At 65.1% G+C, this 14,828-nt stretch carries 15 protein-coding genes; 6 read left to right on the top strand and 9 right to left on the bottom strand.

All coding sequences use genetic code 11. The features are described from left to right. Positions 1 to 119 precede the first annotated feature (119 nt). On the top strand, positions 120 to 635 hold the full coding sequence (locus IEW22_RS13885; protein WP_229742667.1) for a MarR family winged helix-turn-helix transcriptional regulator: 516 nt from the start codon (positions 120 to 122) through the stop codon (positions 633 to 635). Then, the gene (locus tag IEW22_RS13880) at positions 632 to 1,924 is read left to right on the top strand and encodes an MFS transporter (protein WP_188587213.1); all 1,293 of its coding nucleotides are present in this window, start codon (positions 632 to 634) and stop codon (positions 1,922 to 1,924) included. The genes IEW22_RS13885 and IEW22_RS13880 overlap by 4 nt, the downstream gene beginning before the upstream one ends. Before the next feature lie 10 nt (positions 1,925 to 1,934). Here the strand turns inward: IEW22_RS13880 and IEW22_RS13875 are convergent, their stop codons facing one another. The 7 genes from IEW22_RS13875 to IEW22_RS13845 all read right to left on the bottom strand — a co-directional run bounded on the left by IEW22_RS13875 (position 1,935) and on the right by IEW22_RS13845 (position 10,229). Beyond that, on the bottom strand, positions 1,935 to 2,594 hold the full coding sequence (locus IEW22_RS13875; protein ID WP_188587212.1) for a hypothetical protein: 660 nt from the start codon (positions 2,592 to 2,594) through the stop codon (positions 1,935 to 1,937). A 90-nt stretch (positions 2,595 to 2,684) separates the two neighbouring features. Next, positions 2,685 to 3,977 (bottom strand): sulfatase family protein, encoded by a 1,293-nt coding sequence (locus IEW22_RS13870; protein WP_188587211.1) that lies wholly within the window; start codon positions 3,975 to 3,977, stop codon positions 2,685 to 2,687. A 14-nt stretch (positions 3,978 to 3,991) separates the two neighbouring features. Continuing rightward, entirely contained in the window at positions 3,992 to 4,762 is a 771-nt protein-coding gene (locus tag IEW22_RS13865) for an amino acid ABC transporter ATP-binding protein (RefSeq protein WP_188587210.1), read from the bottom strand. A 5-nt stretch (positions 4,763 to 4,767) separates the two neighbouring features. Beyond that, positions 4,768 to 6,504, bottom strand: a complete 1,737-nt coding sequence (locus IEW22_RS13860) for an ABC transporter substrate-binding protein/permease (RefSeq protein WP_229742674.1) — start codon at positions 6,502 to 6,504, stop codon at positions 4,768 to 4,770. Positions 6,505 to 6,688: 184 nt separating this feature from the next. Further along, positions 6,689 to 8,305, bottom strand: a complete 1,617-nt coding sequence (locus tag IEW22_RS13855; RefSeq protein ID WP_188587209.1) for a class I adenylate-forming enzyme family protein — start codon at positions 8,303 to 8,305, stop codon at positions 6,689 to 6,691. After that, on the bottom strand, positions 8,302 to 8,805 hold the full coding sequence (locus IEW22_RS13850; protein WP_188587208.1) for a hotdog family protein: 504 nt from the start codon (positions 8,803 to 8,805) through the stop codon (positions 8,302 to 8,304). Before IEW22_RS13850 ends, IEW22_RS13855 begins: the two co-directional genes overlap by 4 nt. Then, positions 8,802 to 10,229: an APC family permease gene (locus IEW22_RS13845; protein ID WP_188587207.1), complete on the bottom strand. Its 1,428-nt coding sequence runs from the start codon at positions 10,227 to 10,229 to the stop codon at positions 8,802 to 8,804. The genes IEW22_RS13850 and IEW22_RS13845 overlap by 4 nt, the downstream gene beginning before the upstream one ends. Positions 10,230 to 10,291: 62 nt before the next feature. On the opposite strand from IEW22_RS13845, the gene IEW22_RS13840 reads away from it, so the two are divergent. Beyond that, positions 10,292 to 10,987 (top strand): TetR/AcrR family transcriptional regulator, encoded by a 696-nt coding sequence (locus tag IEW22_RS13840; RefSeq protein WP_188587206.1) that lies wholly within the window; start codon positions 10,292 to 10,294, stop codon positions 10,985 to 10,987. A gap of 9 nt (positions 10,988 to 10,996) precedes the next feature. On the opposite strand, the gene IEW22_RS13835 is transcribed toward IEW22_RS13840, so the two are convergent. Next, positions 10,997 to 11,497, bottom strand: coding sequence for a PaaI family thioesterase (locus IEW22_RS13835; protein ID WP_188587205.1), 501 nt, complete (start codon positions 11,495 to 11,497; stop codon positions 10,997 to 10,999). A 134-nt stretch (positions 11,498 to 11,631) separates the two neighbouring features. Here IEW22_RS13835 and IEW22_RS13830 point away from each other — a divergent pair, with 134 nt between their 5' ends. From IEW22_RS13830 to IEW22_RS13820, 3 genes are all read left to right on the top strand, one after another. After that, positions 11,632 to 12,207, top strand: coding sequence for a TetR/AcrR family transcriptional regulator (locus IEW22_RS13830; RefSeq protein WP_188587204.1), 576 nt, complete (start codon positions 11,632 to 11,634; stop codon positions 12,205 to 12,207). Positions 12,208 to 12,306: 99 nt separating this feature from the next. Then, positions 12,307 to 13,284 carry an ABC transporter substrate-binding protein gene (locus tag IEW22_RS13825; RefSeq protein WP_373284189.1) on the top strand — a complete coding sequence of 326 codons (978 nt, stop codon included), beginning with the start codon at positions 12,307 to 12,309 and terminating at the stop codon, positions 13,282 to 13,284. Positions 13,285 to 13,377: 93 nt separating this feature from the next. Beyond that, positions 13,378 to 14,223: a siderophore-interacting protein gene (locus IEW22_RS13820; protein WP_188587203.1), complete on the top strand. Its 846-nt coding sequence runs from the start codon at positions 13,378 to 13,380 to the stop codon at positions 14,221 to 14,223. Positions 14,224 to 14,326: 103 nt separating this feature from the next. Here IEW22_RS13820 and IEW22_RS20160 read toward each other — a convergent pair whose 3' ends face one another. Next, positions 14,327 to 14,701, bottom strand: coding sequence for a hypothetical protein (locus IEW22_RS20160; RefSeq protein WP_229742663.1), 375 nt, complete (start codon positions 14,699 to 14,701; stop codon positions 14,327 to 14,329). Positions 14,702 to 14,828: the final 127 nt, after the last annotated feature.

The following is a 14,828-nucleotide window of genomic DNA, read 5'->3' as shown; positions in this document are numbered from 1 at the left end:
TCGAACCCGACTCGGCGTGACGATACGCATGTACGCGCGGGACCGCTGTCATGTCGCCTGTGCTGCGACCACCCACAGTGGTTCGTCACGCCATCCATAAGCACTGTTATATTAGGGCTGTGACATCTGAGCTCGCACGCCCCCGCTCAGTCGCCGACCTGCCCGATTTCTGGCGACATTTCCTCGCTCTGCGCGACAGGATGGAACACGGCATCACCGAGGCCTACGCCGAGTTGGGCATCGAAAACATCAATCCACGCTTCACCCGTGCGGTGATGTTCCTCGCCGACGGCCCGCTGACCATCCGGGAGCTCGCCGAGCGCGCACAGGTCACCCACTCGGCGATGAGTCAGTCCGTGGCCGCCATGCGCAAGGCCGGCCTGGTGACCACGGAGATCGGCGAGGATGCGCGCGCACGGGTGATCTCGTTGACCGAACGCGGCCATGAGGTGGCCCCACTGCTCTGGGACGAGTGGTATGCGACCGAAGCCGTGGTCACCGAGGTCGAACGCGAAACCGGCATGTCGCTCGATGCCTGGGTGGAGGCGATGGACCGCGCGCTGGACCGACGTTCGTTCAGCAGTCGACTGCGCGACCGGCTTCACGAACAACGCCATGAACGCCGCGCTCGGTGAGCATCACGTCCTATGCACTCGATCTGAAGCCAGTTCGCGCCAGCAGATCGTTTCGCCATGTCTGGATCGGGCAGACCATCTCCCGCTTCGGCGGTCAGATGAGCGGATTCGCGCTCATGTATCTCGTCTGGGTCGCCACGAGATCACCGGCACTTGTCGGCCTGATCGGGGTGATCCAGGGCCTCGCGCTGCTGGTCTTCGGTCTCGTCGGTGGACATGTCGCCGACATCGCCAACCGGAAGGCGATTCTCGTCGCGTCACGCGTCGGCCAGCTGGTGGCGAGTTGCCTGATCGCAGCGCTCGTGCTCACCGGAACCTGGCACCTTCCAGCTCTTTTCGTGCTGACTGCGGTGTCGGCGGCATTATCGGCATTCGCAGCTCCGGCCGACCAGACCATCGCTCCACGTCTACTGGACCCAGCCCAGCTGCCCTCCGGACTGGCACTGATGCGCGTCTCCTCCCAGATTGCGATCCTCACCGGGCCGGTGATCGCCGGTTTGGTGATATCGACAGCCGGAATCGGCGTGTGCTTCGTGGTCGACTCGGTGACCTTTCTGGCCGCACTGTGGGGCATCTCGGCGGTCCCTCGACAGGCCGCGCAACCTGAGCGTCGGCCGGATGATCCCGAAGACCCGGATGATCCCGAATACACCGTGAAGGGTCTGCGCGCGACAGTGGAGGGTGCGCGATTCCTCCTCGGCGACAAGACGTTACGATCGGCCGCGCTGGTCGACATCGCCGCCACCGTGCTCGCCCTCCCGATTGCGGTGTTCCCGGCGATCAACGCCGAGCGATTCGGCGGATCACCACACACCCTGAGCCTCATGTTGCCGGCCATCGGGCTCGGTGGGGTGGTGGCAGGACTGATGTCGGGCAAGCTGACCGGCTACCCTCACCAAGGCCGAATCATGCTCATCTCGTGCCTGTGCTGGGGTGGCGCGATCGCGGCATTCGGACTGAGCACCAATCTCGCTGTCGCACTGAGCTTTCTGGTGATAGCCGGGGCCGCCGACACCTGCACCGTGATCGCTCGCGGGTCGCTCGTACAGCTGTCGACACCGGACCGGCTGCGCGGCCGGGTCAGCTCGATCGATTACCTCATCGGCGCAGGAGGCCCGAGTCTGGGCGCGATGCGGGCCGGTCTCGTCGCCGACGTCACATCCGGTGCGATCAGCTGCATCACTGGCGGTACGGCCTGTGCAGCAGTGGCGATCTGGATGGGCCTGACGTCACCGAACTTGCGCCACTGGACAATCCCACGGTCGGCGGGTCAGGACCCCGCCGAGTGAACGCGCCCGCTCATGGAATCGAGGGAGATCCTCCCTCGAGCTTGCGGATGGTGTAGGAGCACGCATTTCTCGTGTGGGTATCAGCGTCGGAGGCGAATCGGGTGGTCGCCGCATACAACGCATCGATGACCGGCAGTGCATCGCGTCCCACACGATCGAGCGCATTTGCGGCCTGCAAACGTAGCCACCCGTCCGGGTCATGTCTCAGCGCCGAGGCCAGATGATCGAGCCCGCGGCGGTCATGGGCCACCGCGACCAGCGCCTCGGCAAGCGCAAGTCTGGTGAACCGCGACGATTCACGATCGAAGGTAGCGGCCAGCTGGCCACGATACGTCGCAACAGCGCGCCCCCGTATCCGGAATCCTGCTGCCGCCCAGTACCTCACGATCTCGTTCGGGTGTGAGAGCGCATCCCGCAGGGCCGGTACCGATGCCTGCGTGCGGTCGATGGCCGACGCCGCAACAGCCGTGATCTCCGGCAACGGATACAGGGCGCGATCACGACTGCGCACATACCCCTCGGCCGTCTCGCTCTCGGGGATGAAGCCATTGTCGTTGACCGCGAGCATATGCGCGTCGAGTGCCTGTCGCAGGCGTGCCAGTTCGGTGCGGAAGTCCGGTCGCGCGGCGAGATTCACCACCTCGTGGGGATCGGCATCGGTGTCGTACAACTCCTCCGCCGGTCGGGGCCGCCAGAATCGGCCGGTCAGTTCGCTCAGCTTCCCTGCTCGGTTGAGTTCGGCCCATTCGCGATATCCCGCCTACAGATAGGCGAACTGCACATGTTGACCGTCAGGTACGTCGGGCATGTAGTTGCGGATGTAGCGGAAGCGCTTGTCGCGCACCGTACGGACGAAGTCGTAGCGCTCATCCATCCGATTGCGCATCGCGAAGGCGTAGTCATCCTCCTGTGCCTCCGGTCCGGCGAAGGCCTCGCCGTCCATCCACTCGGGCACCGGCAGTCCCACCAGGCCCAGCACCGTCGGCGCCAACGCGGTCCCGACACACACCGGCTCGTCGAGAACACTGCCCGGGCGAGCCGGCGCCAGATGCGCGACGCGGCGACCGAAGCGAGCAACGAGCGGGATGTGTAAGCCACCGTCGTGACAGAACCTCTTCGACCGCGGCAGCACCCCACCGTGATCGCTGAAGTACAAGACGATCGTGTCCTCCGCGAGCCCCGACTCGTCGAGTTCCCGTAGCCGGTAGGCGAATTCGGAATCCATCTGGTTGATCTGATTGGCATACAGCGCCGCATCAGAGCGCGTCGTCGGCGTGTCCGGGTAGTAGGGCGGGATGTGGACGTCGGCGGCGGTGGTGGGTCCGCCGACTATCGGGGTGGTGGTCACCGCATGAATGCCGCTCAACTGCTCCAGATACGGTGTCGCGACCTTGCCGTCGAGCTCGGCTGTCGGAGTCGCCAGTGCCATACATGATTCGTGGGTCATGGTCGGGTTGAACACCGCGTAGAACGGTGCACCCGCCGGGCGATGCCGCCAATGTGCGGTGATCGACGACTCATCCCACGTCGCACCGATGTCGAGTCCGGCGGCCTTGTAATCCTCTTTGGCGTTGTTGGTGCAGTAGTAGCCGGCCTCGCGCAGCATCCGTGTCCACCCCGAACCGTCGAGTTCCGGTGCCAGCGTGCCGCTCGCGCGCATGTGGTTGGCCGGTGCAGATCTCTCCGGCACGACCCCGGTGATCATCGCATAGCGCGACGGCGCACAGACGGGTGCGGCGGAAAATGCGTTCTCCCAACGGATGCCGGTGCGGGCAAACCGATCGATGGTCGGAGTGTGCGCCACCCCGCCGTAACAACCGAGATGCTGCGCCCCGCAGTCCTCGCTCACGAAGACCAGGATGTTCGGCCGCGGCCGCGGTGCGGCCGAGGCGCCACCGGCCGCCACTGAGCTCGCGGCAACCGACGCGCCGAGAGCAGCCATCGCCGTTGCGACCAGGGCTTCGCGTCGGGTCACCCCCGATGCGTTCACCGCACCGGCGCTTCCCGGACTGGCCAATTCCGAACCGGCCAACCCCGACTTCGCATCTCTCACCGCGTTCACCTGTCCTAGATCACCTGCGAGAGGAACGACCGCAACCGGTCTGACTTCGCATCGGTGAACATCTGCTCCGGAGCACCGGTTTCGACCACTTCTCCGTGGTCCATGAACATCACGTTGTCGGCGACGTTGCGGGCGAACGCCATCTCGTGCGTGACCACCACCATCGTCATCCCCTGTGTGGCGAGATCCGCCATCAGTGCGAGGATCCCCTTGACGAGTTCGGGGTCGAGCGCCGAGGTCGCCTCGTCGAAGAACATCACCTGCGGGTCCATCGCCAGTGCCCGCGCGATCGCGACGCGCTGCTGTTGTCCCCCGGACAGATTCGTCGGCCGCACATCGGCTTTCGCCGCCAGCCCCACTACGTCGAGCTCGCGGATCGCACGGTCGTGGGCCTCCTGCTTGCCCAGCCCCCGCAGCTTGTGCGGGCCGAGCGCCACGTTGTCGGCAACACTCATGTGTGGAAAGAGGTTGAAGTGCTGGAACACCATGCCGATGCGGCGGCGCAGCTCATCGGGGTTGTCCCGCAGCACCGATCGTCCATCGAGCAGGATGTCGCCGCGGTCGGGTTCGTGGAGACGATTGAGCACTCGCAGCAGCGTCGACTTGCCCGACCCGGACGGGCCGATCACCGTGGTGGTGGTGCCGGCGTCCACGTTGATGTCGATGCCGCGCAGCACATGGTTCTTGCCGAAGGACAGGTGAAGGTCGGTGCCGGTCAACGAGACGGCCTCGCGACGCGCGGCCTCGGCGGCGGTGGTGCCGGTGGTGTCGGTCATGGTGATCAGTTCTCCTGCAGTGCGCTCGCCGATACCGGCGGCGTGCTCTCGTCGATCTGCTTTCCGGTGCGCAGTCGCTTGTCCACATAGTTCACGACGTGCGTCAGCGGGATGGTCAGACACAGGTACACGATCCCGGCAGCGACCAGTGGCGACAGGTTGCCCTTCTGCGCGTTGAGGTCTCGCCCCACGGCGAACAGTTCACGCTGACTGGCGAGCAGACCGAGGAAGTAGATCAGCGAGCTGTCTTTGATCAGGCTGATGAACTGATTGACCAACGCGGGCAACACACGTCGCACGCCTTGCGGTACCACCACCAGACGCATCGACTGCCGGTAGGAGAATCCGATGGCCCGCGAGGCCTCCATCTGACCAGGATCGACACTCTGGATTCCCGAACGGAAGATCTCGCCGATGTAGGCAGCCGCGAGCAATCCCAGTGCGAATGCGCCGAGCCAATACGGATTGTTGCCGGTGAGATCCTTGACCACCGGGCCGATACCCAGGCCGACGAGCAGGATCACCACCACGGCAGGAAGTCCCCGGAAGATGTCGGTGTAGACCCGCGCCGGCCACCGCAGCCACCGGGAGCGAGAGATACCGGCGACCGCGAGCAGCATGCCCAGAACTGTGCCGATCAGACCCGACACCACCGACAGGATCAGAGTGTTGGGCAGGCCCGTGGTGATCAGATCGGGAAATGCCTTCTTGTACAGCGACCAGTCGAAGAACGTCGACCGCAACTGTTCGAGCGTGCTCTTGGGTTTGACGGCGGCGTCCTGGCCGGATCGCTTGGCCTCGTTGGCCTTGGCGATGGCTAAGAAGTCGGGCAGCTTCGGTTCAGGAGCCGCCTTGCTGCCGGGCTTCCACCCAGTGGGCAGTTGTCGCGGCACCCAGTCGGTGTAGAGCTTGGCGTAGGTCCCGTCGGCGATGATCGCATCGAGTCCGGAGTTCAGCGCGGCGACCAGCTTCGGCTTGTCGGGGGCCACCGCCCAGGCGACGAAGTTGTTGACGCTGAACGTATTCTCGATGATGGCCGTCCCGTCACCGGGTTTCACCGCACCCTCGGCCTGCTGCGAAGGCGCGACCCAGGCATCGATCTGACCGGACTTGAGGTTGGCGTAGGCGGTGGCATAGTCGGGGAACTTCACCGGGTCCAGGTGCAGGGTGTTCACCACGTAGTCGTCTTGAACGGTGCCCTGCACCACCCCGATACGCGTGTTCTTACCGAGGCTGCCGAAACCCTTGATGTCTCCGCCTGCCGGTGCGACTAGGGAGAAGTAGCCGAAGTCGTAGCCGTTGGTGAAGGCCACGGTCTTGCGTCGTTCGTCGGTGGTGGTGATCGACGAGGAGCCGACGTCGAAGCGGTGATTGGCCACCTGGGCGAGCAGGCCGGAGAACTCGGTGCCCGAGAACTCGATCCTCAGGCCGAGTTTGGTGGCAATCGCCTTGAGCAGCTCGTTGTCGAAGCCGGTGAAGGTGCCCTTGCTGTTGACGCAGATGCTCGGTCCGGCATCCGACAGCGTTCCCACCGAAATCGTGCCCGGCGTCCCGAGACCGAGATCGTTGACGTTGATCTGGTCGAGCGGGGTGGTGGTCGCCGTGGTGTAGCGGTCCTCACCTCCCTGCTCGGCGGCCGCGAGGTTCGTCGGTGCCGCCGACGCCGAGTTCTTGCCCGGTGGCGAACAGTTGTCGGACGGCGCCGCCGAGGCGCTCGGCACCGGACCAGCCACCGCGATCATCAACGCGACGAGTACAGCCACGATCCCGAGCGCGGAGATCCGCGCCACGCGACTCGGCGATGTCTGGGGTGTCGGACTCGTGAGGGTCACCGAAGCACACTAGCGAGCCGCGTGTGCAGAATCCCAAACGTTTCGATCGGCGTGCGTAAAAGTCGGCGCCGGTGAGTCCGTGCGGCGGCGTCGTCTACCCAGAAGCGGCCAGACGCGCCCGCAACGCGGTCTTGTCGACCTTCCCGATTCCCGTGCGCGGCAGGTCGGCAAGCATCTCGTAGCGCTTGGGCTGCTTGTACCGCGCCAACTGTGATGCGGCGTGCGCGCGGATCGACTCGATCAGTTCGTCGGTCGGCTCGATGTCGTTCTCACACACCACGAAAGCCGCACCCACCTGATGGAAGACGGGATCGGGGATGTCGACCACCACCACTTCACGGACCGCGTCGTGGGTCTCGATGGCTGCCTCCACCTCCCGCGGATACACGTTGTAGCCACCGGATTTGAACATCTCCCTGGTTCGTCCGACCAGTTCGATGGTGTGGTCCTCGCGGAGGACTGCGACATCGCCGGTGCGCAGGAATCCGTCCTCGGTGAACGCTTCTGCGGTGGCCTCCTCCAGCCCCCGGTAGCGGGTGAGCAGGGTGGGGTTGCGCAACAACAGTTCACCCGGTTCGCCCACCACCGTGCGATCACCGATCCGCCATTGCATCCTCGGGTCGGGACGTCCGATGGTGGCGGCGAGCTGTTCGTCGGTCGCATCGGGATCGTTGTAGGCGACCGACACGCAGGACTCCGTCAGCCCGTACACGGTGCTCAACGACGCACCGGTCGCGCGCAATTGGGGGATCAGTCCGATCGGCATCGGCGCACCACCCCACACGAGATAGCGCAGTGAACTGAGATCTGCGGTCTTCCAGGCCGGGCGCGCGGCGGTCAGCGCCAGGATCGTCGGGACGCCACCCCACATCGTGATGCGTTCGCGCTCGATCAGCTCGAGGATCCCGTCGGGGTCGAACTCGGCCATGAAGTGGATGCATCCGCCCGAGGCGATGGGCACCCCGGCCATGTCCAGCAGCCCCGCAACGTGATTGACCGGGAGGTTCGCGATCGCGTGACTGTCCTCGTGGAAGAACCGCGAGGCCTGCAGGTAACACCCGGTCGCGAGCGCCCGATGGCTGATCTCGGCGCCTTTGGGCCGGCCCGTGGTCCCCGAGGTGTAGACGATCACCGCTGTCGCATCGACGTCATAGGCGTTCTCATCGGCCGGCGCCGTGACGTGCTCGCCACTTCCGGCTCCGCCGAGCCCCAGCACGTCGTCGAAGCCGACAACCTCCCCGACACCGGCGATCTCCCGTGCCAGCCTGGTCAGCTCCTCGGCGACCGGACGATCGCGGTACACACCGATCGACACGATGAGCGCCGGGCGGGCATCGGTGAGGACGTGGGCGAGTTCGGGTACGGAGTAGGCGGGGTTGAGCCCGACCCACGTCGCACCGAGTCTGCTGCACGCCGCGTAGAGCGTGATGAACTCCGCACTCGGGCCGACCAACGCCGCGACCACGTCGCCGACACCGATCCCCTTGTCCGCCAACCGAGCCGCGCACTGCTCGATGTCGACCAGCGCCTGGCTGTAGCTGCGCCGGGCCTGCACCCCGTCTCCGCGTGCGGTGTCATGATCGAACGGTGCCTGCGGCGTCCGCTGCGCCCAGTAGGCGATGTAGTCGATGAGTCGCCGGCACTGCGGAACGGCGTCACGACCTGGGAACAGCGCCGGGTCGAGTGCGGGCTGCTCGACCGGTGCACTCACTTGTCCGACACTTCCTGCGTATCGGCCGGGGCCGCGTTGTCCACCAGATAGGTGATCCAGTCGGCAACCATCGCCGGGCGTCCGTCGCGCTTCTCGATCGTGTTGCGCGTCAGCAGTCGATAGGTCCCCGGCTTCTTCACCGTCACATCCAGAAGTTCAGTCCGACAACGGATGTCATCACCGGCGAGGACCGGGGTGAGGAAGCGTAACTTGTCGGCGCCGTAGTTGAGGGCATACCCGTCCTCGAGATGGAAGGGCAGATATCTCTTGTGGAAGGCAACCAGGATGCTCATGAGCAGAAAGCCGGAGACCAGTTCCTCGCCGTAGGGGTCATTGCTCTCGAGTGGGAAACCCAGGAAGTCCTCGTGGACCCAGGTCGCCTTCTGGAACGCCAGTTCGTCGGCCATCGTGATCGGGTGGTAGTCGGTCAGGAAGATCTCCTCGCCGACCCGACCGCGGATCTGTGCGTCGACATCGGCGGCCTGGGTTGTGTCACTCACTGCGTCACTCCTTCGAGACTGGTGGAACTGTCTATTGCGTTGCCGAGTCGGCGATACCGCTCGGGGCTGGTGCGCGCGAGGCGGGCGACATACAGGGCCGCGATCACGCCGAGAGCGAGAACGACCCAGGGCATCGACAGCATCACGGGGTTGTGGGAGTCGGCCAACACGTCGAAGTTGGCGAACAGGAAGTAGGTGGCAAGCGCCATGCCGACGCATGCCAGCACGGGAGCGACGATCGTGGCGAAGACCCGCGGGTCGCGTCGGCGACGGAAGAAGACCACGATCGCCACCGAGGCCAGGGTCTGCAACAGGATGATCCCCAGTGTCGACAGACCGCTCATCACCGAGACGAGCTGACGATACGGATCCAGTCCGAGCACCGCGAAGACCGCCACGACCACCGCGATGAGCACCGCCTGCGCGCGACTGGCCACGTACGGCGACCCGTACGTGGGATGCGTACGTCCCAACGCCGACGGGAGGAGTCCGTCTCGACCCATGGTGAGCAGATAGCGCGAGGTCGCGTTGTGTGCCGAGAGGAGTGAGGCGAAGACGCTGGTGATCACCATCAGTCCGAACAATGCGCTGGCGATGTCGCCGAGCTTGTCGGCGCTGAGGTCGAGGAAGAGCTCACCGGAGTGGTCGGCGGCCTGCTCCCTGGCGCGATCGGCACCGATCGCGCCGATCATCATCCAGCTGGTGAACAGGTAGAACCCCCCGATGACCAGCACGGCGGCGTAGGTGGCGCGCGGAACGGTTCGGGCCGGGTCCTTGGACTCCTCGGCGTAGAGGGCTGCGGCCTCGAATCCGAAGAACGACCCGAAGGCGAACATCAGCGCCACTCCTGGTGCGCCCGAGAAGATCTCGTGCGGGGAGAAACTCGACCAGGTGAACGCCCGGCCGCCCAGCTCGATCATGACGGCGATGTCGAAGACGCTCAGGACAACGATCTCGGCGATGATGAGCACCATCAGCAACCGTGCCGACAGATCGATGCGCCGGTAACCCAAAAATGCCATCAGTGCCACGCCGGCCAGGCTGCACACCCACCAGGGCAACGGCAGACCCAGCCCGCTGGTGAGGAAGTATCCGACGCCTCCGGCCAGTGCGGCCACCAACGCGTTGTATGCGACCATCGCGAACACCGCACCCGCAGCGGCCGCCGGTCGGCCCAGCCCCTCGGCGACATAGGTGTAGAAGCCGCCGCCGCGCGTGACGATCCGCGCCATCGCGGCGTAGCCGACGGCGAAGAGCAACAGCGTGACGGTGGCGATCAGGTACGTGCCCGGCACGCCCACACCGTTGCCGATCCCGATCGACAGCGGAACCGTTCCCGCCATGGCGACCAGCGGTGCCGCGGCGGCAACGACGAGGAACACGATCTTCGCAGTCGACAGCGACCGCTTCGAGGTCTCGGGCATCGCCCCTCCGTAACCAAAACCTGAATCCGATTCAGGATTAGCTCGGATGTTAATCTCGCGGTGTGATTCCGGCGACAGATTCGATCAGACTGACCGAAACTCCGACCGCCTCGCCGCTGCGCCGCGAACCCCGGCAGAAGCGCAGCCGCGAACGGGTCGCCGCGATCCTCACGTCCACCGCCGAACTGCTGGAGGAATCCGGCTACCAGAGCCTGACCACCGCATCCATAGCCGAACACGCCGGCCTCAGCGTCAGTTCGCTCTACCAGTTCTTCGCGAACGTCGACGCGATCATCGTCGAGCTGGTTCGCGAGTGGACCCAGCAGTTCGACGCCGTACTCGCCCAGGTCGAGGTACCCACGCTCGACGACTTCCCCGCCTCCCTGGACAGCATCGTGGATTCGTATGTGCGGTTTTTCCGAGAGACTCCCGGCTTTCGGGCGGTCTACTTCAGCAGCTCGCTTCGCGGTGAGGCACGGTCACTCGACAAGCAGAGCAACGCCCGGCTCGCGAATCTCTTGGCCACGAGCTGGGCATCGCTTCTCGACGATCCGCCCGCAGATCTCGAGACGGCAGATCTGGAGACGACTGATCTCCACACCGCTGCGCTCGTCACAGTCCACATCGCCGATTCCCTACTCGGACTGGCATTTCGCGTCGACCCGTCCGGCGACGACGACACCATCACCGAGGCGAAGCGGGCCGTCCGCGCCTACCTCACGTCGCGGATTCCCGCGCTGTGGGAGTCCGGCGTGTGAACGCCCACCTCATCCGCCGACGGGGAACACCGCACACGAACTCGTCGCCGTGGCAAGCAGTTTGCCGTCCGCATCGGTGATCTCGGCCTGCGCGAAGGCAGCCTTGCGACCGGGCTTGGTGACCCATCCGCGCACGGTCACCTCGCCGGTCGCCGCGGTGATCTGCCGCAGGAAGCTGACGTTCAAGTCCAGTGAGGTGTAGGCCTGACCGGCGGGAAGCGTTGTCTGCACGGCACATCCGCACGCCGAGTCCAACAGCGTCGCATAGAAGCCGCCGTGGACCGAGCCGATCGGGTTGTAGTGCGATTCGTCGGGTGTGGCGGCGAAGACGACCTTACCCACCTCCGCGCTGACGAATCGCATGTTCATATGCGCGCCGATCGGCGCTGACGGGATCTCTCCGGACCCGATCTTCGACAGGAAGTCGAGACCGCTCAGCGCCAGCGCCTGCATCGCCGACTCCTTCGGGTCGGCCCACTCGATGGTCTTCTGCTGCAACACCTCGGTCATCATCCATCTCCCGTCGAAACGTCGTGTACGGAAAATGAGCCTAGTAGACCGATCGGTATACTGCCAAGGAGTAGCCGCGTGGTTCGATGGATGGCGCGGGTGACCAGAACCGATGCGACGAGAGGAGTGCGGTGATGAGCGTCCGGGACAAGCTGGTCTACACGACGATCGAACTCATGCGTCGAGACGGCGTCGCCGGCACGGGTGTTGCCGAGATCCTCGATCGCAGCGGTGTCTCCCGACGTTCGATCTACCTGCAATTCCCCGAGGGGAAGTCCGAGCTCGTGACCGAGGCGACGCGTGTCGCCGCCGCCTTCTTCGACCGAATCCTGTCCACCATGGCCGAGGAGAACCCGGTTGCGGCCGTGGGCCATCTGATCGATCACTGGGTCGCGATCGTCACCGAGTCGGACTTCCGCTGTGGCTGCCCGGTGGCCGCTGCAGCACTGGCCAGATCGTCCTCCCCAGAGGCGACCGGTGAAGCAGCGCAGGCATTTTCGCGATGGAGTCAGACTCTCGTCACCGCACTCGTCGCTGACGGGATACCTGTGGACCGATCGCACCGATTGGCCCTGACGATCCTGTCGGCCATCGAGGGGGCCATCATCATCGCGCTGGCCTCCGCCTCGACCGAACCGCTCGAGGCGTGCCGCGACCAGCTGACCCTCCTGATCGACTGCAATCGTCGGGGCGCCGGCACCGACGACTGAGCTTCAGTCCGTGTGGGTTCAGGCCCGAGGGGTTCGGGTCCTTCTCGCATCCCGACGCGGGGCTGGTGTCGCGAATATCTATTAGGCTAGCCTCACCTCATTTTAAAGAGGTTGCCCTTCCTGGCTGTTGTAGCCGTTGCACTCGCCACGGCACTCGTCGCATGTTCGAGCGGTTCCACGTCGACGAGCGAATCAGCGAACTCGTCGTCTGCGCCGGTGACGATCGCCCATCAGTACGGTTCCACGCAGATCCCCGCTCATCCCACCAAAGTCGTGACCTTCGGCGGGGCCTGGTCGGATGCGCTGATCAAACTCGGCGTGCCGATCACCGCAGAATTCGTCACCGCCGGCTATTCCGGCCCCAACAACCGGTTCGAGTGGACGCCGGAACACTCCTCGACGGTGGTCCCCGTGCAGGGCGTCCCCGACATCAGTGCCGTCGCGAAGTTCGACCCCGATGTGATCCTCACCGGATATCTCCCCGACAAGTCGACGTGGGAACGGCTTTCGCAGATCGCACCCACGATCCCCGTCCTCAAACAGGGCACGCAGGTGGACAGCTGGGAAGACATCACCCTCACCGCCGGAGAGATCTTCGGCAAGCAGAAGCAGGCTGCGGCCGCCGTTGCCGAGGTGAACGACCAGCTCGCGAAGGTGAAGGAGAAGTACCCCAACGCACAGGGCAAGACGTTCACCTTCGGGCAGCTCACTCCGCAGCAACAGTTCGGTGTGGTGACCTCCGACAACGACCCGTCGTCCAAGCTCATGGCACAGATGGGGCTCGCACTCGACCCCGCGGTGAAGTCGCTGTCGAAGGACGGCAGCCGTGTGCTGGTGTCGGCAGAGCGAGTCGACCTGTTCAGCTCGGATCTGCTGATCTTCTGGCCGCTGGTCGGGGGACCGGAATCCTTCGACAAGATCCCCGGCTGGTCGTCGCTGCCGGCAGTGCGCAACGGGAGCACCGTCTTTCTGACCAACGACAACGCGGCCGCGTTCAGCACGCCGTCGATCTACTCGGTTCCGTGGGCGATCAACAAGGTCGAGCCCGCGCTGGCCAAGGTTCGCGGAAATGCCTGAGCGCCAATCGGTCCCTGACCACCCCGTGGTGACCGCCATCCCGATGCCAAAGCCGGTATCCGTGCCCGTGCGCAGGCGGGCTCGCTGATCTCGGTGACCGCGCAGGTCATCGCGATCACGCGGCCGTCGCCGGGCTATACCCGGGTGTACCTCCAGTCCGACGAGATCACCTGTCATCGCTTCGGACCCGCCGACGGGTTCAAACTCCTCCTCCCCCCGTCATCGGAGTTCTCAGGATCGACATCCTCGATACCGATGCCGACACCTGAGCGAGATGCCACCGGCGTCCCACGCTGGTCGAACCCCGCCGCACAACCGTCCCTGCGCGCACTCACGGTCCGCCACCACGACCGGCGGTCGGGGGTGATCTCGACCGACGTGATGCATCACGAGCGCGGGCTCCTTGCCTCCTGGCGGACCGGCCTCCACGTGGGCGACTCGGTGACATTCTCGGGCATGCGCGCCGAGTGGTACCTCCCTGCGGCAGTGCGTAATGTGCTGCTGATCGCAGACGGGTCCGCGCTGCCGGCCGCACTGATCGAGGCGATTCCCGACGATGTCGATGTGCAGGCCTACGTCAGCGCGGAGAACACCGAGGACCTGAGCCTCATCCCGTCGCATCCGCATCTGGCGCTGGAACGCGTGACATCGCTGACCAATCTGTTGCACCGCACTCCACGGTTGATCCGTACCGGCGAGCGTGTTCAGGTGTGGATCGCAGGCGAAACCGCCGAGGTCAGAGAATTGCGCCGCCATGCCGTCGAGGCTTGGCACGTCGACCTGGGTGACTTGATCGCCCGCGCGTATTGGAAGGCCGGTGTGACCAGCACCGAAGCCGACGCACAGCGGCTCCCACGGTTCGTGCAGGCAGTGTCCGACGGTGCCGATCTCCACGACCCTGCACTCGCTGAGAACATCGACCTGGAGCTGTCGGCCTGATCGAACTCCCTCGATCGCACGCCCCTTCGACGACACGACACTGCCCGCCCGGATCAGTCTCCGGGCGGGCAGTGTCGTGTATCGGCCACAACGCTCAGTCGGGTCAGTACCAGAGTCCCCCGAGTGCCATTCCGATGGCGAGCAGCGTCAGCACTGCCTGCACGATCAAGCCGACCAGGGGGAACGCACGCGCCGACTTGTCGAGCCACCGCAACAGTCCTACGCCGATCCCGCACGTCACGACGACCAGCGCGCTTCCGTAGCCTGCCACTGCGAGAGCGTGTTGCATGGCTGCGGTCTGCGGGGTAGTAGAAGAGGAACCGGACGTCGTCGCCGTCAGCATCACCAGAATCAGCATTGTCGCGAAATAGACCCCGAGCTGCAGGCACCACAACGCAGGTGCGCTCGGGCGTTCACCTCGGTTGTCGCTACTTTCACCGGATTGCTCGGAACGGGATGGCGATTGCGCCGCAGTCATCGGAAAGCTCCTGTCGATTCGACCGGGCCTGGTGCACGGATAGGTGACAGGGTTAGTCACGCGGCCTGAGGGGCCTCGTGGTTGATGATGGTCTCGAATTCAATGGGGGTCAATCTGCCGAGGCGGT

The sequence above is a fragment of the Gordonia jinhuaensis genome (assembly GCF_014639795.1).
In the GTDB taxonomy this organism is placed as follows: domain Bacteria; phylum Actinomycetota; class Actinomycetes; order Mycobacteriales; family Mycobacteriaceae; genus Gordonia_B; species Gordonia_B jinhuaensis.
Note: the sequence above shows the minus strand (reverse complement) of the source record. Positions and strands in the feature narration are given on the sequence as shown.